The sequence below is a fragment of the Novosphingobium sp. BL-52-GroH genome (assembly GCF_044813085.1).
Taxonomy (GTDB): domain Bacteria; phylum Pseudomonadota; class Alphaproteobacteria; order Sphingomonadales; family Sphingomonadaceae; genus Novosphingobium.
Genome location: NZ_CP171151.1, coordinates 455,591 through 479,349 on the forward strand (window position 1 = coordinate 455,591; position 23,759 = coordinate 479,349).

At 59.1% G+C, this 23,759-nt stretch carries 19 protein-coding genes and 4 pseudogenes; 13 read left to right on the forward strand and 10 right to left on the reverse strand.

The annotated features are described in order from the left end of the window. Positions 1 to 231 precede the first annotated feature (231 nt). The gene (locus ACFFDA_RS12295) at positions 232 to 1,341 is read right to left on the reverse strand and encodes an IS110 family transposase (protein WP_404478931.1); all 1,110 of its coding nucleotides are present in this window, start codon (positions 1,339 to 1,341) and stop codon (positions 232 to 234) included. A gap of 239 nt (positions 1,342 to 1,580) precedes the next feature. On the opposite strand from ACFFDA_RS12295, the pseudogene ACFFDA_RS12300 reads away from it, so the two are divergent. Then, positions 1,581 to 2,413: pseudogene (locus tag ACFFDA_RS12300) on the forward strand (transposase); the annotation flags it as partial. 187 nt (positions 2,414 to 2,600) lie between these two features. Here ACFFDA_RS12300 and ACFFDA_RS12305 read toward each other — a convergent pair. After that, positions 2,601 to 3,894 (reverse strand): annotated as a pseudogene (locus ACFFDA_RS12305) (IS110 family transposase). 154 nt (positions 3,895 to 4,048) lie between these two features. On the opposite strand from ACFFDA_RS12305, the pseudogene ACFFDA_RS12310 reads away from it, so the two are divergent. From ACFFDA_RS12310 to ACFFDA_RS12320, 3 genes and pseudogenes are all read left to right on the forward strand, one after another. After that, positions 4,049 to 4,396 (forward strand): annotated as a pseudogene (locus tag ACFFDA_RS12310) (integrase core domain-containing protein); the annotation flags it as partial. Positions 4,397 to 4,608: 212 nt separating this feature from the next. Beyond that, the gene (locus ACFFDA_RS12315) at positions 4,609 to 5,406 is read left to right on the forward strand and encodes a hypothetical protein (RefSeq protein WP_404478932.1); all 798 of its coding nucleotides are present in this window, start codon (positions 4,609 to 4,611) and stop codon (positions 5,404 to 5,406) included. 68 nt (positions 5,407 to 5,474) lie between these two features. Then, positions 5,475 to 5,888: a hypothetical protein gene (locus ACFFDA_RS12320; RefSeq protein WP_404478524.1), complete on the forward strand. Its 414-nt coding sequence runs from the start codon at positions 5,475 to 5,477 to the stop codon at positions 5,886 to 5,888. Positions 5,889 to 6,956: 1,068 nt separating this feature from the next. Here the strand turns inward: ACFFDA_RS12320 and ACFFDA_RS12325 are convergent. From ACFFDA_RS12325 to ACFFDA_RS12340, 4 genes and pseudogenes are all read right to left on the reverse strand, one after another. Continuing rightward, positions 6,957 to 7,255, reverse strand: a pseudogene (locus tag ACFFDA_RS12325) (transposase); the annotation flags it as partial. 84 nt (positions 7,256 to 7,339) lie between these two features. Next, a complete protein-coding gene (locus ACFFDA_RS12330; protein ID WP_404478525.1) occupies positions 7,340 to 7,645 on the reverse strand; it encodes a hypothetical protein in 306 nt (101 codons plus the stop codon). A 97-nt stretch (positions 7,646 to 7,742) separates the two neighbouring features. Then, the gene (locus tag ACFFDA_RS12335) at positions 7,743 to 8,018 is read right to left on the reverse strand and encodes a hypothetical protein (protein WP_404478526.1); all 276 of its coding nucleotides are present in this window, start codon (positions 8,016 to 8,018) and stop codon (positions 7,743 to 7,745) included. Positions 8,019 to 8,397: 379 nt separating this feature from the next. After that, positions 8,398 to 8,847, reverse strand: coding sequence for an Rrf2 family transcriptional regulator (locus tag ACFFDA_RS12340; protein WP_404478527.1), 450 nt, complete (start codon positions 8,845 to 8,847; stop codon positions 8,398 to 8,400). A 109-nt stretch (positions 8,848 to 8,956) separates the two neighbouring features. Here ACFFDA_RS12340 and ACFFDA_RS12345 point away from each other — a divergent pair, with 109 nt between their 5' ends. From ACFFDA_RS12345 to hmpA, 3 genes are read left to right on the forward strand one after another with little or no spacing between them, the layout of a single operon-like run. Further along, positions 8,957 to 9,397, forward strand: coding sequence for a group III truncated hemoglobin (locus tag ACFFDA_RS12345; RefSeq protein WP_404478528.1), 441 nt, complete (start codon positions 8,957 to 8,959; stop codon positions 9,395 to 9,397). Then, entirely contained in the window at positions 9,394 to 9,669 is a 276-nt protein-coding gene (locus tag ACFFDA_RS12350) for a DUF1971 domain-containing protein (protein ID WP_404478933.1), read from the forward strand. Before ACFFDA_RS12345 ends, ACFFDA_RS12350 begins: the two co-directional genes overlap by 4 nt. 45 nt (positions 9,670 to 9,714) lie before the next feature. Then, a complete protein-coding gene (gene hmpA, locus ACFFDA_RS12355) occupies positions 9,715 to 10,926 on the forward strand; it encodes an NO-inducible flavohemoprotein (protein WP_404478530.1) in 1,212 nt (403 codons plus the stop codon). 260 nt (positions 10,927 to 11,186) lie between these two features. On the opposite strand, the gene ACFFDA_RS12360 is transcribed toward hmpA, so the two are convergent. Then, positions 11,187 to 11,600, reverse strand: coding sequence for a MarR family winged helix-turn-helix transcriptional regulator (locus ACFFDA_RS12360; RefSeq protein ID WP_404478934.1), 414 nt, complete (start codon positions 11,598 to 11,600; stop codon positions 11,187 to 11,189). Between the two features lie 73 nt (positions 11,601 to 11,673). On the opposite strand from ACFFDA_RS12360, the gene ACFFDA_RS12365 reads away from it, so the two are divergent. Together ACFFDA_RS12365 and ACFFDA_RS12370 are read left to right on the forward strand one after the other, a co-directional pair. Further along, a complete protein-coding gene (locus ACFFDA_RS12365; protein ID WP_404478533.1) occupies positions 11,674 to 13,458 on the forward strand; it encodes a chloride channel protein in 1,785 nt (594 codons plus the stop codon). Positions 13,459 to 13,547: 89 nt separating this feature from the next. After that, positions 13,548 to 13,838, forward strand: coding sequence for a hypothetical protein (locus tag ACFFDA_RS12370; protein ID WP_404478535.1), 291 nt, complete (start codon positions 13,548 to 13,550; stop codon positions 13,836 to 13,838). Positions 13,839 to 14,009: 171 nt separating this feature from the next. Here the strand turns inward: ACFFDA_RS12370 and ACFFDA_RS12375 are convergent, their stop codons facing one another. Further along, the gene (locus tag ACFFDA_RS12375) at positions 14,010 to 14,144 is read right to left on the reverse strand and encodes a hypothetical protein (protein ID WP_404478935.1); all 135 of its coding nucleotides are present in this window, start codon (positions 14,142 to 14,144) and stop codon (positions 14,010 to 14,012) included. Positions 14,145 to 14,541: 397 nt separating this feature from the next. Here ACFFDA_RS12375 and ACFFDA_RS12380 point away from each other — a divergent pair, with 397 nt between their 5' ends. From ACFFDA_RS12380 to ACFFDA_RS12390, 3 genes are all read left to right on the forward strand, one after another. After that, positions 14,542 to 16,545 carry a serine hydrolase domain-containing protein gene (locus tag ACFFDA_RS12380; RefSeq protein ID WP_404478936.1) on the forward strand — a complete coding sequence of 668 codons (2,004 nt, stop codon included), beginning with the start codon at positions 14,542 to 14,544 and terminating at the stop codon, positions 16,543 to 16,545. Positions 16,546 to 16,745: 200 nt separating this feature from the next. Continuing rightward, positions 16,746 to 17,222: a hypothetical protein gene (locus tag ACFFDA_RS12385; RefSeq protein ID WP_404478937.1), complete on the forward strand. Its 477-nt coding sequence runs from the start codon at positions 16,746 to 16,748 to the stop codon at positions 17,220 to 17,222. Between the two features lie 134 nt (positions 17,223 to 17,356). Continuing rightward, positions 17,357 to 18,730, forward strand: a complete 1,374-nt coding sequence (locus tag ACFFDA_RS12390) for a transposase (RefSeq protein ID WP_404478921.1) — start codon at positions 17,357 to 17,359, stop codon at positions 18,728 to 18,730. A gap of 602 nt (positions 18,731 to 19,332) precedes the next feature. Here ACFFDA_RS12390 and ACFFDA_RS12395 read toward each other — a convergent pair. Beyond that, positions 19,333 to 19,767, reverse strand: coding sequence for a hypothetical protein (locus ACFFDA_RS12395; protein ID WP_404478938.1), 435 nt, complete (start codon positions 19,765 to 19,767; stop codon positions 19,333 to 19,335). Between the two features lie 281 nt (positions 19,768 to 20,048). Continuing rightward, complete coding sequence (locus ACFFDA_RS12400) at positions 20,049 to 20,966, reverse strand: recombinase family protein (RefSeq protein ID WP_404478939.1); 918 nt, start codon at positions 20,964 to 20,966, stop codon at positions 20,049 to 20,051. Positions 20,967 to 22,219: 1,253 nt separating this feature from the next. Here ACFFDA_RS12400 and ACFFDA_RS12405 point away from each other — a divergent pair. Next, entirely contained in the window at positions 22,220 to 23,431 is a 1,212-nt protein-coding gene (locus tag ACFFDA_RS12405; RefSeq protein ID WP_404477663.1) for an IS256 family transposase, read from the forward strand. Positions 23,432 to 23,759 lie beyond the last annotated feature (328 nt).

Sequence of the window (23,759 nt, forward strand, 5' to 3'; positions counted from 1 at the left end):
TGGGCCACGGGTTGTGGCGGCTGAATGTGGCCGCGTACAGGTGGAGGTGGGATCGTTAGACCGTCGGTGATCAAGCTCTGATGCGCGGATTGGATACCGCAGTTCCGAGTATGCGTCCGGGGCTGATCCGTTCTTACTGCGGGCGTCGGCTAGGCCGGCCACAAAACGTCCGTCGGATGTTCCCCTGCCGATGATCCCACCCCCGCCGGTACGCGGGGTCGGTGGCAGATGTCAGGCTGGTTGGGCTTCGCGGGCTGCTGCCCACATGAAGCCAACCAGTTCCCTTGCGACCGCAGTACACACAACAGTGCTCTTCTTGCCCTTGGCCGTGAGGGCGCGGTATCGCGCGGAGAGGCGGCTCTGGGCTTTCCAAGCGATTTCACGGACGGCAGGCGTCGTTTTCTCCAGCAGGTAGAGCTTCCTCGCTCCAACCTTGGGGGCATAGCGATAGCTCCAGGCGCTCTCGACCAACAACTGGCGCATCCGGGTATTGCCGGCCTTGGTTATGCCTCCTCGTCTCACCGTATCACCGGTTGAGCGCTCGCTTGGCACCAGCCCGATGTAGGCCATGAGCTGCCGGGGATTGTCGAAACGCCGCATGTCACCGATCTCGGTGACGAAGGTGATCGCCACGATGAGATCGACGCCCCGCAGCGCTTGCAAGGCGCGCACGACCGGCTCCAATTCCCACTGGGAGAGAAACTCCTCGATTGCGTGCTCAAGGCGAGCCACACGCTCCTTGGCGACGCGCACGGCATCAACCATTTCCTGAAGCGCGATCTGATGCGCAGGGTGGTCAAACCGTTGCTCTTGCAGCCATTTGAGGTGCCGTGCGCCCCATGTTTTCTTGCCCGGGTAGCTCGTCCCGTGCTTCAGAAGCAATGCGCTGACCTGCTGGCGATGTACGCGTAAAATCTCAACTGCTGCGGTGCGGGCACGTATCAGATCGCGGATCGCTTCATGGGCTTCATCCGGCACCCAGACTGCCGTAAGTTCCCCAGCGCGCAGCAGCTTCGCCAGTTCAATGGCGTCGCGCCGGTTCGTTTTCACTCTGTCCCCGGCGCGTTTGGGTATCAGTGAAGGTGCGATCACCGTGCATGGATAGCCCATCGATGTAATCTGCCTGTATAGCCCGTAGCCAGTCGGTCCCGCCTCATAGCAGAAATGCAATTGCTGATGCCGGCTTGCGAGGCGCTGCACCATTCGCCGCATCGCTTCGGGGGTAGCAGCCAGCTCACCCAGATAGCGCACCTCGCCTCCGCGCTCCCCATCCGCCACAGCGACGGCATTCCGTGCTTTTGCGACATCGATACCGACGAAGACTTCTGTAGAATGATCCACGGCTCGTCCTCCTGTGATGAGGATCGACTCGGCCCGTCCGAGGAACCCTCGGATGCGCAGTGTAGGGCGAGCCACTCAAGGCGCGCAGACGGACATACGGTCTTACCGGAAATGCGGCGATTATCGCGTCAAATCTGCACCGGCAGGCGGGGCGGATCAGGGGGCACTGTGCGCTGACCTGCCCCCCGAAAGGTCCCTCATTCTGATGTAGAGTCTGCCCACGAGGAAGGAGCAGACGCATGAGGAAGAGCCGTTTCACCGAGGCGCAGATCATCGGGATGATCAAGGAACAGGAGGCAGGGCTTCCAACGGTCGAGGTTTGCCGGAAGCACGGCCTGAGCACGGCGACCTTTTACAAGCTGAAGGCGAAGTACGGCGGCATGGAGGTTTCCGATGCCCATCGGTTGCGGCAGTTGGAGGACGAGAACGGCAAGTTGAAGCGGCTCCTGGCCGACAGCATGCTGGACAACGCGATCCTGAAAGACCTGCTGGGAAAAGGCTGACGACGCCAGGCCAGCGGCGCGACGTGGCGCTCGGTGTGATGCGGGACTACCAAGTCTCACAGCGTCGGGCCTGCGTGCTGATTGGCGTCGATCCCAAGACGGTCAGGCGCGAACGCCCGTCGGACCACGGAGCCATCCGCGAAGCCATGCGGGAGATCGCAGGGCAGCGCCGTCGGTTCGGCTATCGCCGGATCGGCGTCATGCTGGAACGCAAGGGCATGAGCATGAACCACAAGAAGCTCTACCGGCTATATCGGGAAGAAGGCTTGTCTGTACGCCGACGCCGCGGCCGCAAGCGCGCCCGAGGCAGCCGGACGCCGGTGCCGGGAGCACTATGTCCTGGTGACCGCTGGTCGATGGACTTTGTCGCCGATACATTTGGCGCGTCGCGCAAGTTCAGGATTCTGGCGATCAACGATGATTGCTGCCGGGAGAACCTATGCCTGGCGGCGGACACCAGCATCTCGGGGGCTCGAGTGGCGCGCGAACTGGATGCGCTTGTTCGCCTGCATGGGAAACCTGCTTGCATCGTCAGTGACAACGTCCTGGGTAGGGAAGCAACGGCGAGATTTGGCCAGCAGGTCTCTATGCGCCGACAATGATCGGCACGGCATGCATTCTGAGCCAGATGGCTTCCACCGTCAACGGGATCGCTCTCTGCCATAGCAAACACAGGATCCAGCGGCGCCGAAGCCACCGTGGTCCTCACCGTCCTTAGAATGAGATACGCACCCAGGTGGAAGGCCCGAACATTATCTACAGGGTCGCTTTCGCGCCCTCACGGCACTTGCAGAGAGGGGTCCTTCCACCTGGCACCCGGCCGTTCGACGAACGGCCGGTACTCTGTCCCCGTCTTGACGACGGCGTGAGCCACGCGCGCCATCTTGGCGGTGAGCGCCGTCATCGCCTTGCGGCGGCGATCGGCATCGTCCGCGTGCCCGGCAGTGTATCGTCCGAGCTTGTCGCGGAAGCTGTTGTCGCGCTGACGCGCGGCGACCTGAGCTGCCATCCAGAATGTACGACGCAATCGCGCATTGCCGTACTTGGATAGCTTCGTGCGACCGCGAAACGTGCCGGACTGGCAAGTTGCAAGATCGAGGCCGCAGAACTTGAGGAACTGGCGATGATGGTTGAAGCGGCGAAGGTCGCCTGCCTCAGCCAGGATCGTCAGGGCGTTGATCGGACCGATGCCAGGAATATTGCGCAGCAGCCGGTAATCCACATGCTCGGCAAGCCGGGCATGGGCGAGCCGTTCGATCTCGTCGCGCTGGTGTATGAGGCTGCGACCTTGCGCGATGACCATGCGAAACATGGTGATCGCGATCGAGTCCTCGGGCACCGGCAACGCCGCAGAACTGCGGGCGGTCTCATACACATCGTTGATCAAACGGGCTTTGGAGACCTTGCGCCCGATCAGAGGCCATACCGCGGCAGAGAATTCTTCCCGATCAAGCGAGGTGATGCTGGCTGGGGTCGGGAACCGTTCGATCATCGCCAGGAACCAATCCGACCGACTGTTGCCGGCGAAGCGCGCCATCTCGGGAAAATACAGGGGGAGGTAATGGGTCAAGATGCGATGCCAGGTTTGCGTCTTCATTCTGGAGACGACCTCGTGGGTCTTGGACAGCTCTTGAAGGTCGTTGATCCCAGCGGCGAGCGGATCGACGTAGCGCTGTGTGGCGCCGATCCGCAGCATGTGGAGGATCACCTGCGCGTCCTTGGAATCGTTCTTGTCCCAGCCATTATGGAGCGCTTCGCGGGTTCGAGCGAGCGCGACTGATGAGATGAGGCGCAGCTCGAACCCTGCGGTCAGCAGTCTGTGCGCCAGCGTGCGATGGTAATTTCCGGTCGCTTCAAATCCAACGACGATGGGACGACCGATGGCGGCGAGCTGTTCGGCAAAGCCGTCGTAGTCCTCCTTGGTCGCCATAACGGTCATACGTCGGCGCCGCCCGCCTTCCGGTCGCTCGATGAGAACCTCCTGCCGGTTCTTGGACATATCGATGGCTACCAGCACGGCATCGGCAGGCGTAGGGATGAGCTTGGTCATGGTCGGTTGGCCTCCAAAGTGTTGTCTCGACAACTTCACTTTAGACACATGCTGGCCGGCCATGGCTTGCCCTGATGAAGCCGGCGGCCGCTTCGCGACCTTGTCTTCATCAGGGCCATAGCGGCTCCCGATCCGGCGTTTCCCAATGTGCTATGGCACTGAATTTACGAGCCGGGCGATCCTGCAGTGGGCCAGCAAGAACAAGGTCGAGTGGCATTACATCGACCCCGGAAAGCCCCAGCAGAATGGCTTCATCGAGAGCTTCAACGGCTCATTGCGCGATGAGCTGCTCAACGAGGAACTGTTCGAAAGCCTGGCTGACGCCCGTCGGAAGCTGGCCATCTGGCGCTACGATTACAACCATGTTCGGCCCCACTCATCGTTGGGAAATCGAACGCCTGCACAAGCGCGTCGGACGTTCGTGCAGGACGATAGCATCACGCCCGACGCGCTTGTGCAGGCGAGCGTGCCGGAATATTCAACCGCAAGACTCTCGTTATGACCGAGGGACCGCCGGGGGGCAGGTCATTCGTGCTGGATGACGCGAATGGAGGATCACATAGCAGATCTCGGAAGCAGAGGCGCGACAGTCAATGGATCTCGTGCAAACATGATTCTTGATCTTCGAGTCCAACCTGGCGGAGCATCGGCAGCGCGGTCGCTGATTCAGTTCGGACGCGATAATAACGTAACGGTCGTTATTAAGGAATTCAAATGAACGCCCGATTAGAAAAGCTCAAAATCGTATTAGGAACCTTCGCGATCGAAGGCACCGAGCGCAATTTTTCGGGCGACAAAGTTCGTGAAATACATGCAAATCGGGGAATAGAATTTAAAGTTATCATCGACCATATTGCCCAATCCGCGAAGACCCTTGATATGCCACTTGAGTTCCAGCGGGGGGATGGGAAGATTTTTTCAATATCTGAATTTCAGGATTTCGTAATTCATCGAGGAAATTGGGGCGCAAGCGTATTTTTAGGCAGTCTTAAAGTTCAGGCTGGATTCGTTCCGTCGCTGAACCAAGGGTTTGTTCTTATTGAAGAGGAGGAGTCCGGAGCGGCTCGGTCTTGGGACGTTTGGGTGGAGCCATTTCTGAGTGAACCGAGCTTTGTTGAGGCTTGGGTATCGGATGCGGAGTATGATTACTGGCAGAATGCATCAGATCCCCTTGAATTTGAGGCAGCGGGGAAATCAGTTGACCAGCTTCCCTTGGTGTCGAATGGCCTTCCCGCTCCTCTTGACCAAATGATAGTAGACACGTCGAGCAATCCCGGTCGCTGGATTATGCGAGACGGATATATCGAAGCTGTCGGTTCAACGATGTGGCTCGGGGAAAAATTTTTCGAATGTGTTGGAAAGGAAGGTAACGGCACCGGCCTTGACGATGATGTTTTGAGTATATCTTCGCCCAAGCACGGCATACTGAAAATCGAGAACAAATCTGGTCCGTTTATTAACGTCGAATCCAGCACAATACAGAACTATTTGAGATCGGCATTGTATAATTGACCAAGCTACCGCATGGTAACATTCCACACGCGGGTTCGGCTGCCGACTTGAGAGGGCAGGGAAGGCAAATGATTGCAACGGGTGAACATTATCGCGGCCCAGAGCATCGCAACTCTAGAATTCGAGCTGCTCTGGATAAGGCTAGCGCGACAATAAATCAGCTTCGCCCTAGAAATTATGCTGATGGCACAACCCCTTGGGTCAATCCAATCTTCATTATTGCTGGATCTCTCGGCGAGCCAGACTTTGAGGGCACACGATTGGGCCATTTTGGGAAGAAAGATAAAGGTCTTGTGGTAGAGATTTCCATGCCACAAGCGATTATCAATGCTCGGGATTTGCGCGCGCCTATCGTAAAGGGGCTTAGGATGGCGAATGCCGCGGCGTTCCATTTCTTTCATGACAAGGGGATGGATTTTCCTCTTCGTGAGGCTGAAGAATTAGTCTCTCGCGTTGAGGGGCAATTAGCGGAGTTCGCTTAATTCTGTAATTCACAGTGAGAGTTAGTCGCGTATCGACTGGGTTCGACCGATACGCCGGCAGCGAGTATCACGAACACGTATGACGCGGCCGGAAACGTCCGCAGCACGGTCAGCACCCACGCCGTCCTGAACCTCAACGGCGGCGTGGCATCGACCACTACCGATACCTACTGGTATCGCTATGACAGCATGAACCGCCTCGTCACCGATCGCGGCGTGCTGTCCGGAGCAGCAGGCGCGGCGGGCACGACGATCGTTCGGGCCAGCACCTACAGCTATGGCGCCGCGACGCCGAGCAGCGACTATGTCTATGACCTGACGGGGCAGCGGACCGCGGCGATCCGCACCGACTACATGCCCGGCTCCTACTCCTATTATTTCGGCATCTACGTCCCCGGCTATTACCAGGAAAGCCGCGAGATGTACGATTATGACGGCGCGGGCCGGATCACCGCGATCCGCACCACGCAAGGCGACCTGGCGTCCGAAAACTATGATTACGGCACCGGCGTATCGACGCCGCCCGCCACGATCCCCGCGGCGCCGACGACAGGCGGCTTCACCAACTCGACCTTCGGCTACGACCTGATGGGCCGCCAGACCGCCCAGAGCGACTATCAGTCCGGCGTGACGGGTGCGGTCTACTCCAAAACCGCGACCTATGCCGCGAACGGCGCGCTGCTGACGGAATATACGACCACCAAGCGCTACGACAATGTGATCTACGGGACGAGCAGCACCTACACATACACGCTCTCGGGGACCGGGGAATATCTGCTCGGGGCGGTCGGCACGGTGACGACCGCCAACTACAAGAACAGCAGCTATCAGAACAGCTCGAGCACGGTGAATGCCTATCAATGGTGGGACAGCGCGGTGCAGAGCGCGATCACCTACAAGCCCGACACGTCGAAGAGCACGACCTATACGACTACCTTCACCCTCGATGGCCAGGGCGTGCTGACCAACGCCTATATCGGCGACGGGCGGCCGCGCAGCATCGTGTTCCGCACCAACGGCGACGGCCAGATGATCCGCCGTGACGAGACCGACAACAATTACAACGCCACCACCGGCCAGCTCGCGTTTACGAGCAGGCCTCACAGTTTTCGGCGGATGACATCCTGCAGCATCTCCTTGTCGAGCGAGAGGTCCGCCACGAGCTTGCGCAGCTTCGTGTTCTCGTCCTCGAGCTGCTTCAACCGGCGCATGTCCGGCGGCAGCATGCCGTCGTATTTCTTCTTCCAGTTGAAGTAGGTCGCCTGGCTGATCCCGGCCCTGCGGCAGATGTCTGCCACGGGAATGCCTTCGGCTCCCTGCTTCAGAATGAACGCCTTCTGCGCGTCTGAGAATCTCGATGCCTTCATCGTCCTTCGCTCCTCCCAGCCAAGGGAGTTTACGGCGAAAAACTCTAACTCAAAGCGATCCAGTTTCCGGGATCAGATCATCACTTATGCCCGCCCTCTGACATGGGCGCATGCGTCGATGACCGTAACCGCATCCGCCGAGCTATTGGCGACACCATCCGCCATGCCGAAAAGCTCCACGCGGCCTCCGTCATTGAAGATGCGTCCAGCGACGGTGCCATGGATAATTGCCCGGGATCCTCGTTCCACGGTTAGGCTGCCAGCAATCGTTCCGTGGAGAATGAGCCGAAAACCGCTGCGCAAGGTCGCGGCACCAGTGATGGTACCATAGAGCGCGATATCCTCCTCGATCGTGAAAGGGCCTATGATGCTATCGTGGATTGCTTTCACGTCTGTTCCTCCCAGCAGGCAATAACGGGCGTACCTTCCGCCAATTATGCGGTCGTTACGGTCAGGCCCCCACTTCAATTTCGGATCAGGGACCGCCTCATCGCTCGTCCATTGCGGCAGCGACCATGAAGCGCCAAGTGCTCGCAGCGTCGCCTCGACGGTCCACCGCGGTTTCGACAAGGGCGATGTTGCGGATTACCTCGCCGCCCGCGAGTGCCATTGCGTCGGTGGGTTCGCGGATGGCATGGAATACTGCGCGCACATCACGCTCGATCGCTTCTTGATGCTTGGGGTCCAGGGAATCCCAGTCATCATGCCCGCTAGCTGACTGCGCGAGCGCTCGTGCCGCTCGCTCGATGATCGATCCGGTCATCAATCAAACGTAACACTCTATCTTTCACCGGCCAAGCTCGATGCGTTCATAACCGAGCAATCAGTCATCGCATCCATCGGGAACTGCCCCTGGGCGCCGATCGCATGAAACAGCGGCACCGGCGCGCCTCCGCGCCGCGTAAACTGTCCGGGCCTTTCCGAAATCACTGTCCGCGACTTACCGGAATCGATGTCTGGGGACTTTCCGAAACACGCAGTTCGGCATGGCCGATGCCTTTGACCCTTTTCGAAACAGATCCTGGTCAGCAGGTACGCGGGCCAAAGCGCAAGCTCCCACATCAATCTGCAACCTCGCACACAAACGCATTGGCAGGACGGATCCGGGGATGCGGCGAAGCGAAGCAGTGGAGCAATAGTTTTCAGATTTTGGCTCTGTGTTCTGCCGGCTCAGACACGAGTGGAAACATCGCAGCAAAACCCGGTTGCCGGGCGAGCAGATCAGCAAGTGTGTAGCTGTCTAGAACACCAAGGAAGGCACCCAAGGCTTCCTTTAATACTCCGGTCAAGCCGCAAGCCGGGGCGATGACACAGCTTCCGCAATCGACCAAATCGAACCCCTCTTCGGTATGCCGCACAAGCGTACCGAGGTTAATCGCATTGGGCGGCTTGCCGAGCCGGATGCCACCAAAGCGGCCGCGCACGCTTTCGATATAGCCGCTGCGGACCAACTCGTTGACAACCTTCATCAGATGGTTTTGCGAGATCCCATAGGCTTTCGCAACCTCACCAATCGAGCACAGCCTTTGGTCGCGCGCGCCGAGATAGAGCAGCACACGCATCGAATAGTCGGTGAACAGGGTCAGTTTCATACGCTCCGGGTAGCCCGCTTCATGGCTCACTCAGATAATATGCATTTAGATTGCATATTTCAACGCACAGCGATAGATGCATAAGGAATACATGATTGGAGCCTGAGTCGTGGACACAGTGGCGCAGATCAATGAAGAGAAGCTGGGGCAGCTTGTGCATGCCTTCTATGCTCGTGTCCGCGACGATGCCGACCTGGGGCCGATCTTTAACGACGCGATAGACAATTGGCCGAACCACCTAAATAAACTGGCGGCCTTCTGGTCCTCGGTTATGCTGACAACGGGTCGTTACAAAGGCCAGCCAGTCCCGGCGCATATGAAGCACAGCGGCCGGATCACTCCGGCCCTCTTCAATCGTTGGCTCGCACTTTGGACGGAAACGACCAATGCCCTGATGCCGCCCGCCGCCGCAGCAGCGTTGCAGGCCAAAGCGGCGCGTATCGCCGAAAGCTTGCAACTGGCGATGTTCTTCCGATTGGACGGACCGGCGATGTCGGTTGCCGCAGGAAGCCACAAGACGACTGCGAGCGCGGTGGGGCAACTGTCATGACCGCGCCGACTCCCTACCGCTCGGCACCTGTTTTCGACGAGACCAGCATCCCTGCAGCCTTGCGCGGCTTCCACCAAACCAAAGCGGGGGTCTGGGGTCTTATCCGCGCAATCGAGGGCGAACTTAATCTCACCTATGCCGAGCCCGCCTCCGAAAAGATTCTTAGCCCCGGCAATCCCGGCGTCGTCGAGCCCGAGCAAACCCATTTCGTAACACCGCTAGGCAAGGTCAGGATGCAGGTCGATTTCTACGATCAGCCGCCGGATGGCTGAACCGTCCTTCCCGCTCCCGCAAATTCTTAGCTACAGGAGACGTTGATGTCGCAGACACTCAGCGACGAGACCATCGCGCTCGTCAAAGCCACCGTTCCCGCGCTCGAGGCGCACGGCCTCGACATCGTGCGCGAAATGTATGGGCGCATGTTCGAGAATCCGGCAATCCGCGACCTGTTCAACCAGTCGCACCACGGCGACGCCGGCTCGCAGCCCCGCGCGCTGACTGCGGCGATCCTCGCCTATGCCAGCAACATCGATAATCTCGGCGCACTGGCGCCGGCGGTGGAGCGCATCGCGCAGAAGCATGTCGGGCTTCAGATCCTCCGCGAGCATTATCCCTATGTCGCCGACGCCCTGCTTGGCGCGATCAAGGCGGTCCTCGGCGACGCCGCAACCGAAGAAATTCTCGCGGCTTGGGGCGAAGCCTACTGGTTCCTCGCCAACATCCTGATCGCACGCGAAGATCGCATCTATCACGACCAACAGCACGCTACGGGGGGCTGGAACGGGTGGCGAGACTTCCGGATCGAGAAGGTCATCCCGGAAAGCAGCGTCATCACGTCGTTCGTTCTGCGTCCCGCCGATGGGGGGCCGGTGATGACACACAAGCCCGGCCAATATCTGACCTTCTGGATCGAGATCCCCGGCCATCCGTCGATCAAACGCAATTATTCGATTTCATCGGCATCCAACGGCGAAAGCTATCGCATCTCAGTCAAGCGCGAGCCCCACGGGCTCGTCTCGGGTTGGCTTCACGACAACGCGAAGCCAGGCACCATCCTCAAGGTGGCGGCGCCCGCAGGGGAGTTTTTTTTGGACGGCGCCCCGGATCGCCCCATCGTGCTGCTGTCGGGCGGCGTTGGCTTGACGCCGATGGTGGCGATGCTCGAAGCCTTGGTCGCGGGCGGCAGCGACGTGCCTATTCACTATGTCCACGGCACGCACGATCGAAGCACGCACGCAATGCGCGATCATGTCCGTGCGCTGGCGGCGAAGACCGCAAACGTCAACGTTGTCGACTTCCACCAGACGCCGATCGCGGGCGAGATCGCCGGGCAGGATTACGACGTCGCCGGGATCATTACCGACGCATGGCTCGTATCCAACACACTGGTTGCCGATGCCGACTATTACATCTGCGGTCCGCGCCCGTTCTTGCGCCACGCGGTTTCCGCTCTCTCGCTCGCAGGCGTTCCATCGAGCCGCATCCACTATGAGTTCTTCGGGCCCGCTGACGAACTCTTAGCGGCTTAAAAAGAGCTTGCCGATTGCATCGGCTGACTGACTTTCAAAGATCCGGCCCGTCGTCACCGCCCCATCTTGGTGATGCTTGGCGAGCCGGATTGTGATTGTGTATTCGGGGCGTTTCACGTCCTTCCTGGTAAGAATAATGGCCCCAAGCCGAGGTAGAAGCGACCCGCTTGAGCGCGCGAGTTCGGCTTTAGCGTCCCCGGCCGGCGACAGGACCGCACGGGTTCTCGACGTCCGCCGCCATTCGGTTGACATCTCACATTTCAAACGAAGCGGGCCAACATTTCCGTGAGCAGGGGGCCGAGCCGCCGAATTTCGTCCCTGTGGGCGCTCGAGAGTTTCGACAAAATCTCAGAAGCTTGGGGCGTCAGCCGCAATTGGGCACGGCGCCGGTCATCGTCGTTCGAATGTCTGGTTACGTATCCCTGCTTCTCTAACCGATCAATCAAGCCCGTTGCGCTATGCGGCTTCAACAGCAAGCGCCGTGCAACGAATCCGACTGTAGCATCATCAATGGGGGCAGCGCGTAGCGCCAGAAGGGCCTGATGCTGTTGGGGCGTTAGGCCCTCTTGCGTTGCCCGTTCGTCGCTGAAAGCCTGAAATTTCCGCAAGGCAAACCGCAAATCCGCCAGCGCGGCATAATCGGCATCATCCAACTCTGCTTCTTTCGTTTCCATAGCACCTCCGTGTTGAAATATATCGCAATGCGATATAACTGCCCCAAGCTACTTCTTCAAAGAGGGATTTTGTATGATTCGGGAAGCCTCCTGTTCTGCCGAGGCTGTCAGGCTGGGCGACCATAGCGCGGATCGGCGCATGATCATGTTGGCCGCCATGGCACTGTTCGTTGGGAGTGGTGGCGCAGCAAGTGCATGGGTGCTCCTGAAGCTGATCGCGCTGGCGACGAACCTGTTCTGGTTCGGCCGCCTGTCGTTCGCGGAAGTTGACATGGCGGACAATGCCCTCGGGATGGCTGTCCTTGTCATCCCGATGATTGGCAGCGTGATTGTCGGACTGATGGCGCGCTTCGGCTCGGAAAAGATTCGCGGACACGGGATACCCGAAGCGATCGAGACGATATTATTCGGTGAAAGCCGACTGTCGATGAAGGTGGCAATTCTCAAACCCGTATCGTCCGCGATTTCCATCGGGAGCGGCGGCCCCTTCGGCGCTGAAGGACCGATCATCATGACGGGGGGGGCAATTGGTTCTCTATTTGCGCAATGCTTCCACCTGAGCGCAGCAGAGCGCAAGACATTGCTCGTTGCCGGCGCAGCGGCGGGAATGACTGCGATATTCGGCACACCTCTCGCCGCCATATTGCTGGCGATCGAGGTGCTGTTGTTCGAGTGGAAGCCGCGCAGCTTCGTGCCGGTCGTCCTTGCGGTCCTCGTTTCCTTCACATGGCGACCGCTGCTCATTGGCAATGGTCCGATGTTCGCGGCCCATCTCGCGCTTCCAACCGGATCATGGTCGCTGGCGTATGCATTGGGTATCGGCCTGCTTCTTGGCTTGCAAGCGACCTTGCTTTCAAAGGCACTCTATTGGATCGAGGACGGGTTCCATCATCTGCCACTGCATTGGATGTGGTGGCCTGCATTGGGTTCGATCGCGGTCGGGCTAGGCGGCTTGGTCGAGCCTCAAGTGTTGGGCGCGGGCTACGGCAATATCCATGCCTTGCTGGGCGATAGCCTGGGAATGCGCGCCATCATCATGCTTCTGGTGGTGAAGGGGCTCGTTTGGCTGATCGCGTTGGGGTCAGGAACGTCAGGCGGCGTACTAGCGCCGCTTTTGATCCTGGGCGGGGCGCTGGGTTGCCTCATAGGACAGTTCCTGCCCGGAGACCCGGGTTTTTGGGCCATGATAGGCATGGCTGGCATCATGAGCGGCGCAATGCGCGCGCCTATAACCGGCGCGTTGTTTGCGGCCGAGCTGACCGGGCAGTTCGCTGCGCTGCCGTTCTGTATCGCGGCCGCGGTCTCAGCCTACGCGATCAGCGTCCTGTTGATGCGCCGTTCGATCCTGACGGAGAAGATCGCGCGGCGTGGGCGGCATATCCTCCAGGAATATAGTGTCGATGCATTGGATCTGTTGCAGGTGAGAGATTTGATGACCGCTGAACCGGAGACGCTTGCTGGCGATATGCCGATACGCGAGGTCATCCGGTTCTTCGAGAAGGAAGCTCGCCATCGCAGCTATCCCGTCATTGATAAGAGCGGGCGCTTGGTCGGGCTTGTCTCACGCAGCGACGTATTGCGATGGGAAGTGGAGGGTTGTGATCAGGAGACGCTCCTTGCCGAAAGCCTCTCTGATGCCTCACAGCCTACCGCCTTTCCCGACAGCCCCAGCGGCATTGTGGCCGACCTTATCGTTCAATCCGGCATCGGCCGCATCCCAATCGTCGATCCCGATAGTCGCAAGGTTGTCGGCATTCTCTCGCGCCAAGATTTGCTCAAGGCACGACACAGGATTCGAGTCGAGGAAACGCAGCGGACCCGGCATGTCGGCGGAACCAGGACGACAGCTGGCACTTGATATTTATGTCGTGATACGATATAAAATGTTCGGGGGCAGGATGCTGCCGGATGGCAGCTTAAGCGGGGTCAGGCTGGAAAGGACGACCCATGTTCGTGATTGCCGGAATGGTTGAGGCCATTGGTGCCGTTTTCGGCAGCCTTCTGGCTGTCGCCTTGATGTGCTGCCTTGCGTCAGGTGTGGCGAATCGCTTGCACCACAGCAATTGGGCTGCGTTTCTTGTTCTCGGGCTACTGGCAATCGTTTCGCTGAGCGGCCTGACCCACAGCGGTTTTGTCAGGCTGTGCGCAGCATATGGGCTGTTCGGCGCACTCTTTTTGTGGCTCACGTCCCGAAATAAAAATCTGGGTTCGGAGACGCTTGAACGGGATGGCAAGTAATGGCCCTGCGCTGGTTTTATCCTGCGCTTCTTGCCGCCATCGGCGCACAACGGCGACCAGATAGGGCGGCGCTCCGCTCTCTGGTCCGGCGCATTCGGCAGGAAGCATTCCCCGGAAACGACGACCCTGCTCAACGACGCCGGCAGGTCAGACAAACGATCAGCGCATGCCTCAGAACGTTATAGACCGTATCGCCGCCTCACCGGCCATCCGCTCGACGACACTGGCACCCGGGATGACGATCAGCTGACGCCGCATTTCATCGACGAGCCGATCGGAAGCATTCCACCAGTCGAAGCCGAGCAACACTACTATGCCATGCTGGACGACGTCCCACTGGCTGCCTAATTAACAAAACTGGCCTCCGGCAATCCCGGCGCGGTTCAGACCAGCGACCGATCGTTGGGAACTCCGGGAATGGCGGGTGTTGGATATGAACCTTGCCATTCTCGACCATGAACGTGAACGGCGAGTTTGTCCCACGGCGCGGCGTTCCGCTTCCGTCGGCACGCGACCAGATCCGGTCGTTCCCAATTTGCCAGAAGAACGGCGGGTTTCGCCGCCAGCGGTCCTTCGCCTGGCCATGGTTGACTGGGGAGTCAATGTCCGCTTGCAGGCGGTTACTGCCTGACCGCTTGTTGGGGTCTGATTCACCCATCATAGCCTAGTCGGACTACAGATCCTTGGATGAGGTTTGTGCGCAATGAGACAAATTCAGTCGGCACTCACATTTGGAATAGTGGCCTGCGCCATACTCTCATTCCCTTGCGGAGCACTGGCGCAAGGGAAAGCTGTTAAATCTGACGATCCTGGCTTAAAGACCGGCGATATTTCTGCTTCGTCCTCCCAACCGGCCCAATTCAGCGTGCCCGATGGATGGAGCGTCGAGCGGCGCGAGGAAGCCACTATCCTTCGGCCCGCCGAACAGACCAACTTCATTGCCATCGTCGAAGTTGGCGCGCAGCCAGATGCAGCTGGGGCCGCTGCAGCGGCGTGGAAGGTGCTTGGCCCCACACAACCTTGGCCCGTTCGCCTTGTATCAAATCGCGCCGGGCGAGACGGGTGGGAAGCGGGTGCCATCGTCGACTATCAAGTTCCCCCATCCCTGCATACGGTGGTTGTGGCTGCGCCCCACCTGACCAAGGGCCGGTGGACCGTGCTGATACAGAGCTCCGCGGAGGACGTCGCGGAACGACGCGGTGCGGCCTTTGGTTCAGTCTGGGATACGCTGCAGCCCGCTGGCTATGTCAGGGAAAGCTTCGCAGGCCGTAATGCTCACAAGCTGGATGCGAAGCGCGTGCACACCATTAAGGCGTTTGTGTCTGACGCCATGAAACGGCTCGAGATCCCGGGTGTCGCCCTGGCTCTGATCCAGAATAAGAAGATCGTTTACGAAGGTGGTTTCGGCGTCCGCGAGGTCGGACGATCAGATCAGATCAATATGCATACCCGATTCCTTGTCGCATCCAACACGAAGGGCATGACGACTTTGCTTCTCGCCAAGCTCGTTGATGAGGGGCGTCTGTCTTGGGATCAGCCGGTCGCCAGCGCTTATGCAGACTTCAGGTTGGGGGATCGTGACCTCACATCCAAAGTGCTTGTCAGGCAGCTGGTTTGCGCATGCACTGGGCTTCCGAGGCGAGATTTCGAATGGACTTTCGGCCGATCTCGCGAAACGCCAGCGTCAATTGTGTTCAGTGAACTGGCGACGACCAACCCCACTAGTGGCTTTGGCTCGACCTTTCAGTACAGCAACACGCTGGCAGCGGCTGCAGGCTATGTCGCGGGGCATGTGCTGTATCCCGACGAGGAGATCGGAACCGCCTACGATCGTGCAATGCAAGATAAGGTCTTCAGGCCTTTGGGTATGACAGACACGACCTTCTCGACCGATATCGCTTTGTCAGGTGATCATGCTTCACCGCACGGAGAAAACCTTAGTGGCTCGACCGTTCCGGCCGATCTGGCATTTGAGTATCTTATCGCCCCTTACCGGCCGGCGGGCGGCGCTTGGTCCTCTGCGCATGATATGGCCCTGTATGTCAGGAACGAGCTTCTCACTGGTGCCTCCCCAGAGGGGCCGTCGCTGTTTTCTCGAACAAATATGTTGGAACGACGAAAGCCGGGCGTGCCGATCGGCAAGAATAGCCGGTATGGATTGGGCTTGGTCGAAGACACTAGCTGGGGAGTGCCAGTATACCACCACGGCGGTGGCATGCCTGGCTACCAGACAGATTTGCTGTTCATTCCCGACGCCGGCATCGGTGCCGTGCTTCTAACCAATTCAAACAGCGGCAGCCATTTGGTAGCACCGTTTATGCGAAGGCTGCTCGAGGTTCTGTATGACGGCATTCCTCAAGCGGAAAGTGATCTGGCGAGCGATGCCACCATGCGGCTCGGTCAGTTGCGGCAACTCAGAGCCGATTTAACTACCCCGCCAGATGACAGCCATTTGGGGAGGGAGTATATCAGTCCCGAGCTGGGCCGCATAATCGTGCGATCCGTTGATGAACGACGCATTTTCCAGTTTCCGGGGTGGGAGAGCGAGGTCGCTTCCAAGCGCAATTCAGATGGGACTACGTCCTACGTAACGATCGCGCCTGCAAACAGTGGGTATGAGTTTACAGCAAACCCCGGGCCGGGGGCACAGCCGCTTGTAATCCGGGATGGCCAGCATGAGTACCGCTATACAAACACGAAAGACTAGCTCGCCTTTGTCCCCTTCCCGGTCATCAGGCGACGGCAAGCCGGCGCTCGGAAGGGGAATGACCGCCTTGTATTAATTTAACCCGGAGAGCGGTCCAGCGGCAAACGCCCCATCCTAGTCGTTGACGAGCAGGTGCTTAAGCTTCCAAAGCGGTCGCAAAGCCGGACTCTTCCTGGCGTAGCCTTCATAGTACAGGTTCAATGATGCCTTACGACGCCGGAACAAAACTGGAAGGGAACCTCAAGTTTATCGGACTGATCGGAATGGCCCTGTTCATTGGAGCGGCGCTTTTCCTCGGACCAAAGCCAAAACCTGATCCACTCAACCACCTAGCGTACGGTTGCTTCGCCTCGAAAAGCGCACCTCCTATACGGCTCGAAGCTAATGGCATGATAATCGAGCAGAAAAATTTTCCGATCATCGGTTTCCACTTAGAGCGCCATAAGACAGGGATCGCGCTTACTGCCGAACGCCCTATATCTGCTGACGCGTCAGCTTCTGGATACCGCTACTCTATAGATAAACGAGGCTCAGGAAAATTTCTGAACTTCTATAAGGTCATAAATCAAGAGACATATGGTGTCTTTGATGAAACTGACCTTCACAGTTTTCGGATGCTCGCGAACGATGGTCAATATATTGCTTATTCACGGGCTGATCCGGCGGAATGCGCATGAAGCTACCTTCCGCCTTTGTGCACTTGCCACCCAAAAGCCGTAAGACCGCTACCCACCGATGCTGTTGAAAAAGTTGGTCTTGCGCTCGCGGTGAGCGTCTGATTCAGCATCTGGATGCTGAAGGATGCCAAGCGATGATGGGCGAGCGCCGAGTGGCGCAGGAGGCCTTGTTCTACGACTTCAGCCTGGATCGGCACGTCCCTGCCGATCATCTGCTTCGGGCGATCGACCGGTTCGTGGACTTGTCGGCCATGCGTGAGCACCTGCGGGGTTTCTACAGCGCGATCGGTCGCCCCTCGATCGACCCTGAGCTGATGCTGCGGATGCTGATCGTGGGGTACTGCTTCGGCATCAGGTCGGAGCGCCGGCTGTGCGAGGAGGTACATCTCAATCTGGCTTACCGCTGGTTCTGCCGCCTGGATCTCGAGGGCGACGTGCCGGATCACTCGACCTTCTCGAAGAACCGCCATGGCCGGTTTCGCGAGAGTGATCTGTTCCGCCAGCTGTTCGAAGCCACCGTGCGGCGCTGCATCGAAGAAGGACTGGTCGGAGGCGACGGCTTCGCTGTCGATGCCAGCTTGATCCGGGCCGAAGCCAATCGGCAAATCTATGTCGAGGGCACGCAGGGCCTACCCGCCGATCAGCCAAGGCGGGCCGTTGAGGAGTACCTCGCCGTTCTCGATGATGCAGTCTTCGGCGGGGCAACTCCGGTCGAGCCCAAGCGCGTCTCGCCTGTCGATCCAGCGGCCCGCTATACTGCGGCGCACGGCGGGCGCGCCGATTTCTGCTACTCCACCAACTACCTGATCGACGTCGACAACGCGGTGATCGTGGATGTCGAGGCGAGTACGGCGGTGCGCCAGGCGGAGGTTACCGCCGCCAAGCGGATGATCGAGCGGGCGGCAGACCACCATGGCCTATGGCCGCGCAAGCTGATCGGCGACACCGGCTACGGCTCTGCCGGCATGCTCGCCTGGCTCGTGCACGAGCGTGGCATCGAGCCGCACGTGCCCGTCTTCGACAAGTCTGCCAGGAGCGATGGTGCTTTCGAGCGCAGCGACTTCACGTTCGATCACGAGGATGACAGCTACACCTGCCCGGCCGGCAAGCGCCTGCGTCCACGCAACCGCAACTTTGCCTCGCCACGACCAGAGGCCGACAAGGACGGCTTCATCCGCTACCGAGCCCGGCAGCAGGACTGCAGCGGTTGCGCTCTCAAGCCGCGATGCACGCCCATCCTGCCGTCTCGCAAGGTGACCCGGTCGATCCACGAAGGCGCACGCGATCTGGCTCGGACCCTGTCGCAAGAAGACGAATGGGTCGCCTCGCGCCGCGAACGCAAGAAGGTCGAGATGCTGTTTGCTCACCTGAAGCGGATTATGCGGCTCGACCGGCTGCGATTACGCGGACCAAACGGTGCTCGGGATGAATTCCACCTCGCTGCCGCCGCCCAGAACCTGCGCAAGCTCGCCAAGATCAGCCTCGCCGGGCAGCCGGCGATGACATGAGGTCCGGCATCTGCGCTGGTCCGCTTCAATCAGCAACAACCGCATCGACCAAAAAGCGACTTTTTCAACGGCATCCACCCCTTTTAGCCGCTCCTGCAGCCTGCAACCGCGCCTGAAAGCCGACACTGCCCCAGCGTCCAGTTCGGGGGTGTTGGGGGCGGAGCCCCTGACGGATAGCCCCCTTCATACTTCGGTTCGAATTAGCCCCTCTCGGCCCTGCATCGGCCCTGAGGGGCTTTCTGCATAGCCGCCGCCCGCCAGTCGGTAGCCCATTTTGTTCTTCGTTGTTGCTCCTCGATCCCTTGGGCCGAGGCGCGGCGCGTGCGCCTGGTCACGCCGCAGCGAGCGGAGCGAGCGAGGACGTGACCAAGCGCACAGAGGCGCAGCGCCCCATGTGCATGGTCCAATAACCATGCACATTTGTCTCAAAAATGAGACTCGCTCCACGCGCAACGCCCAGAAAACTGACATTGCACCAAAATGGTTCGTGAGCGGGCAGGGTGGTCTGTGCGGACAACCAGAGGAGGTGTCTGTGCGAGCAGATCGGCCGGGACTGCAGATTTCCGCTTACGCCCCGTTCCAGGCGTTCGGCACATCAACGCTCAGTTTGCGCACCGCTTGAGGTCTAGCCATCGCGAGAACGTTGAGTTCTTGTCACTCACGCCTCCCATCTCCCCATTTTCTCCAGCGACCATCGCATAGAGCGATAAACGGTCATGGTTTAAAGAAAACGATAGCGTTAAGAGCCGAGGCAGGTTTGGGGTGTTAGCTTTTAGAAATTCGTCTGGCTCCATCGAGAATATGAAGCCATTTGGTCTTTGTTGATCAACAGGATTTATAATTCTTCCTAAAGTAGTATTGCCATCTTTGAAGTGGAATTGGAGAAGGCTTTTGTCAAAGCTGACGTAGCTGTCATGACAATCCTGTGAATCATTTGCCCACCGCGACTTTTCAACATCATTAAAGTTATCGCTGCCTTTTTCGGTCGCACAGGCCTGAAGGGCTATCAACGCGATTATGGAAGTGGGAAATTTCATATTTCCTGACGTATGCTGAAAAGGTTTATGTGCCGTTTAAGTGTCCGCTCTCCACCCAAGTCGGCTATTCCGGCGCCGCGATAGCTAGCCTGGAACCGGACGTTCGTTTGGTCGATCCAGCCTCCACAGGCCAACGGCAGGTCTGGCATACTCTGCCGTTCAGCAGCGGCTCCGTGAATGGCGGCTCTGTCCCAAATTACGTCAGGATCGGACTGGTTTATCCGCTTGAGGCCAGCGCCGAAACCTTACCGGCATTCTCTTCTTTTGCTCGCTCTCAAGGCTCATTCGCCACCTTTCTGGCCCGCCAATTTATTGGGCAGAATGCCTAGACCTTGGGCCTGGGAAATGACGCGTCTCACGCCTTCAGGTGACCATTGCATCCCCCCTCGCGGCGTTGGCTCTCGCAAATCCTTACTTAACCAAGCCGCGATGCCGCGCAGCGTCGCGTCTGGCTCGCTTCGGAGTTTATCGGCAACAAGTAAAGCGACGCGACTATCGCGCGAGAGCCGCGGCGCTGTCTCAAGGATCACAGGATTTGCGTAGCCTGCATCAACAAGCGTTCGGCAGGCCTTCACCAGCGTGCGTTCAGAAAACGAGCGTACCGGGGGCTTGAGCGTTCGAATGTGCCGCAACACCAACGCCCAGGGCAACTGCGGCCGCAGGCGCTCAACGAGCGGCAGCCAACCCCGCCGGCCATCGATCAAATCGTGGAGATGCTTTTCCCTCAGGGAGTGACGCAAGTCATCGATTGCTGACAGATCCCGTGCGCGCATTTTCGGATTTCCCGGCTTCGCACCGCGCGCGACCGCCGCTTTGAGGCCCGCGCGCGTACGCTCGCGAATAAGCGCACGTTCGAACTCTGCAAACGCACCAAGCATCTGTGTCATCAGCATGCCTTGCGGGCTGCTGGTGTCGATCGGATCGTTGATCGATCGGAAGTAGGCCCCCTTCCCTCGCAGCTGCTCCACAATTTCCAGCAGATGGACGAGCGAACGCGCCAGACGGTCAATTCTGACCACCACCAAAGTGTCGCCGTGCTCTACCTTCGAGAGAGCTCGCGCAAGGTTTGGTCGGCTTCGGCTCGCGCCGCTCGCTCGGTCCTCGAATATCGTCGCGCAGCCAGCTGCGCGCAGTTCACCAAGCTGTGCGAGAGTATCCTGCTCGTCGGTTGAAACTCGGGCGTAGCCAATCAAAGGCATTTGTCACAATCCATCTAACGGGGTCAACCGTTCGGTTGCCCCCGTATGATAAGTGCTTTGGCGGCCGATGACCATCGCCCCAGAGCGGATCGGGCCTCTAACACCCATCCATTTGAGCCAGGCATTCAGACGTTCAGAAAGGCCCCTGCCCCGTCCCGTCGCAGCCTGCGGATACGGTTAGGTAGGGTCGCTGAAAACGCCGGAACTCTGCGGCGAAGGGTGCAAGTGTCCGACGGTATTCTTCCCGGAATCCGGCCGTATTCTTCCAGAGCAGCTGCCCAAAAATCAGCGGTGACGGAGAGTCCGGTCGTATCCTGAAACCGACAGCACCTTATAAAGAGGGGTCAATTATGCTTATGTGATAACTGCAATTATCGCATGCCTATAAACGGATGATATCAGCAGATGTATACCTATGTGGATTTAGCTTAACTTGAGTAGAAAAAACGGCCCATTTTCGCGCTTTGCCAGGGAGCGTGTAAGGTTTCAGAACACAATACGTATCCTACCGCTGACATTGGGGCTCCAGGTCGTATTACAACGAGGCACGGCCTGCTGTCCTGACACGGAGAATGCCATGAACCACCCTTCCCCGCATTGGGTACGTGACGGCCTTGATCCAGGCTGGTTCCTCGCCGAAGGCATCGGCTCGGTGCGCAGCGCTGTCAGTTATCGCGCCGGTGGATGGTGGTTTCTTCCTGCATGGCTTCCCGACAAGCCCGAACACGACGTCGGCCCTTTCCGTACGAAAGGCTCGGCTTTAGCAGAGGCTGAGCGTAGAGCGAGGACACTTGCCACTAAGGTAAGGGCTTTGGATCACTCCTAGCGCTAGCGGCGCTCATTGAGTGCTTATCAGGCACAAACGATCGTCACTGGAATGCCGCGCCCACGAGATGGAAGCCAATCATCGGATGCGCGTCGAGATGTCGCCTCAACGCGATCCTCGGATGCCACCTGTTTGTTCACAAACTTCGGTATCATCCACGACGCCTGGAGGTTTCCGTGATGAGTTAAGATTGCGCTCTGAGCAGCGCAGATTGCGAATAGCCACACGTTCGCGCCGCCGGTCCGATTGCCCAGGACTGCAGAGAAGGTTAGCGTCCGCGCTCGTGGTGTAATTTCTGGTGTAGATTGAGGTGATCGCATCGGGTGGGGCATGCCCCACCCGATGCGATTTCGATCTCGGTGGCCACCGGGCTCATCGGTAAGGTGGAGTTACCACACTTCACACGCCCACCGAGGAGTTGATCCCGATGACCGACGACAGACTACCGCTTGCCGAGCTGATGGCGAAGACCGGAGATGGAGATTTCCTGCGCACGATCGCCGAGAGCGTATTGCAGATCATCATGGAGGCCGACGTCGACGGCCTCGTCGGCGCTAGCCGACACGAGCGCTCCGGCGACCGGACGACCTGGCGGAACGGCTACCGCGACCGCAGCCTCGATACCCGGCTCGGCACGCTCAACCTGAAGATTCCCAAGCTGCGGACCGGCGCCTACTTTCCCGGCTTTCTGGAGCCGAGGAAGACCGTGGAGAAGGCGCTGGTCGCGGTGATCCAGGAAGCGTGGATTGCCGGCGTCAGCACCCGACGCGTCGACGAGCTGGTGCAGGCGATGGGCATGACCGGCATCTCCAAGTCCTCGGTGTCCAAGCTGTGCAAGGATATCGACGAACGCGTCCATGCCTTCCTTAAGCGACCCCTCGCCGGTGAGTGGCCCTATCTCTGGCTCGATGCCACCTACCTCAAGGTGCGCGAGGGCGGGCGGATCGTCAGTGTCGCCGCGATAATAGCCGTTGCCGTCAACATCGAGGGCAAGCGCGAAATCGTCGGCCTGCACATTGGCCCCTCCGAAGCCGAACCGTTCTGGTCGAGCTTCCTCAAGGACCTCGCCCGGCGCGGCCTGAGCGGCGTTAAGCTGGTCATCTCCGATGCGCACGAGGGCCTCAAGGCAGCGATCACCCGCGTGTTCAGCGCTACCTGGCAGCGCTGCCGCGTTCACTTTATGCGCAATGCCCTGGCTTACGTGCCCAAGGGCCAGAACACCGTGGTCGCCGCTGCCATCCGCCAGGTCTTTCTCCAGCCCGATCATGCCGCCGCAACGCAGGTCTGGCGCCAGGTCGCCGACCAGTTGCGAGCCCGCTGGCCAAAGCTTGGCGCTTGCATGGACGACGCCGAGCACGACGTCCTCGCCTACATGACATTCCCCGAGCAGCACCGGGTCAAATTGCATTCGACCAACCCGCTGGAGCGCCTGAACAAGGAGGTGAAGCGTCGCGCCGACGTTGTCGGCATCTTCCCGAACGAGGATAGCATCATTCGCCTCGTCGGCGCTGTCCTGCTCGAGCAGAATGACGAATACCAGCTCCAGCACCGCTACATGCAGATCGAGGGCATGGCCGCCCTTGCCACACCAATGATCGAGGAGGTCCAGCCGCTACAGATTACACCCAAGGCCGCCTGAAAATGCAGCCCGCTGGCCACACCCAATTTTACACCACATTGACGGACGCGACCGCAGAGAAGCCCTGCTACCGAGCAGGATGCGACCTCTTAAATGTGCACGCACCCTTCCCCCCAGGATCGTTGGCCGCGTCGACATGAGGCCCGACATCCTATCCTGTCCGACCATTGCTATATCCAGTCGCGCAGTGGTGGCATCTTCATCGCCGCCTATCTCAGGCCGTGATACGGTATCCGCCCCTCCCCTCCTCCGTCAGCGACGAAGGCGTAAAAGGCGTAAGCTAGCTATTTGATCCGAGCCAAGAAGCCGAAGCATGGTTGATCATTGG

Excerpts from the sequence above, each read along its gene's own strand:
- ACFFDA_RS12360 (WP_404478934.1), bottom strand. The coding sequence starts at position 11,600 with ATGGAAACGAAAGAAGCAGAGTTGGATGATGCCGATTATGCCGCGCTG.
- ACFFDA_RS12405 (WP_404477663.1), top strand. The coding sequence starts at position 22,220 with ATGACCGACGACAGACTACCGCTTGCCGAGCTGATGGCGAAGACCGGA.
- ACFFDA_RS12380 (WP_404478936.1), top strand. The coding sequence starts at position 14,542 with ATGAGACAAATTCAGTCGGCACTCACATTTGGAATAGTGGCCTGCGCC.
- ACFFDA_RS12395 (WP_404478938.1), bottom strand. The coding sequence starts at position 19,767 with ATGAAATTTCCCACTTCCATAATCGCGTTGATAGCCCTTCAGGCCTGT.
- ACFFDA_RS12340 (WP_404478527.1), bottom strand. The coding sequence starts at position 8,847 with ATGAAACTGACCCTGTTCACCGACTATTCGATGCGTGTGCTGCTCTAT.
- hmpA (WP_404478530.1), top strand. The coding sequence starts at position 9,715 with ATGTCGCAGACACTCAGCGACGAGACCATCGCGCTCGTCAAAGCCACC.
- ACFFDA_RS12350 (WP_404478933.1), top strand. The coding sequence starts at position 9,394 with ATGACCGCGCCGACTCCCTACCGCTCGGCACCTGTTTTCGACGAGACC.
- ACFFDA_RS12385 (WP_404478937.1), top strand. The coding sequence starts at position 16,746 with ATGATGCCTTACGACGCCGGAACAAAACTGGAAGGGAACCTCAAGTTT.
- ACFFDA_RS12370 (WP_404478535.1), top strand. The coding sequence starts at position 13,548 with ATGTTCGTGATTGCCGGAATGGTTGAGGCCATTGGTGCCGTTTTCGGC.
- ACFFDA_RS12390 (WP_404478921.1), top strand. The coding sequence starts at position 17,357 with ATGATGGGCGAGCGCCGAGTGGCGCAGGAGGCCTTGTTCTACGACTTC.
- ACFFDA_RS12315 (WP_404478932.1), top strand. The coding sequence starts at position 4,609 with ATGAACGCCCGATTAGAAAAGCTCAAAATCGTATTAGGAACCTTCGCG.
- ACFFDA_RS12400 (WP_404478939.1), bottom strand. The coding sequence starts at position 20,966 with ATGCCTTTGATTGGCTACGCCCGAGTTTCAACCGACGAGCAGGATACT.
- ACFFDA_RS12335 (WP_404478526.1), bottom strand. The coding sequence starts at position 8,018 with ATGACCGGATCGATCATCGAGCGAGCGGCACGAGCGCTCGCGCAGTCA.
- ACFFDA_RS12365 (WP_404478533.1), top strand. The coding sequence starts at position 11,674 with ATGATTCGGGAAGCCTCCTGTTCTGCCGAGGCTGTCAGGCTGGGCGAC.
- ACFFDA_RS12320 (WP_404478524.1), top strand. The coding sequence starts at position 5,475 with ATGATTGCAACGGGTGAACATTATCGCGGCCCAGAGCATCGCAACTCT.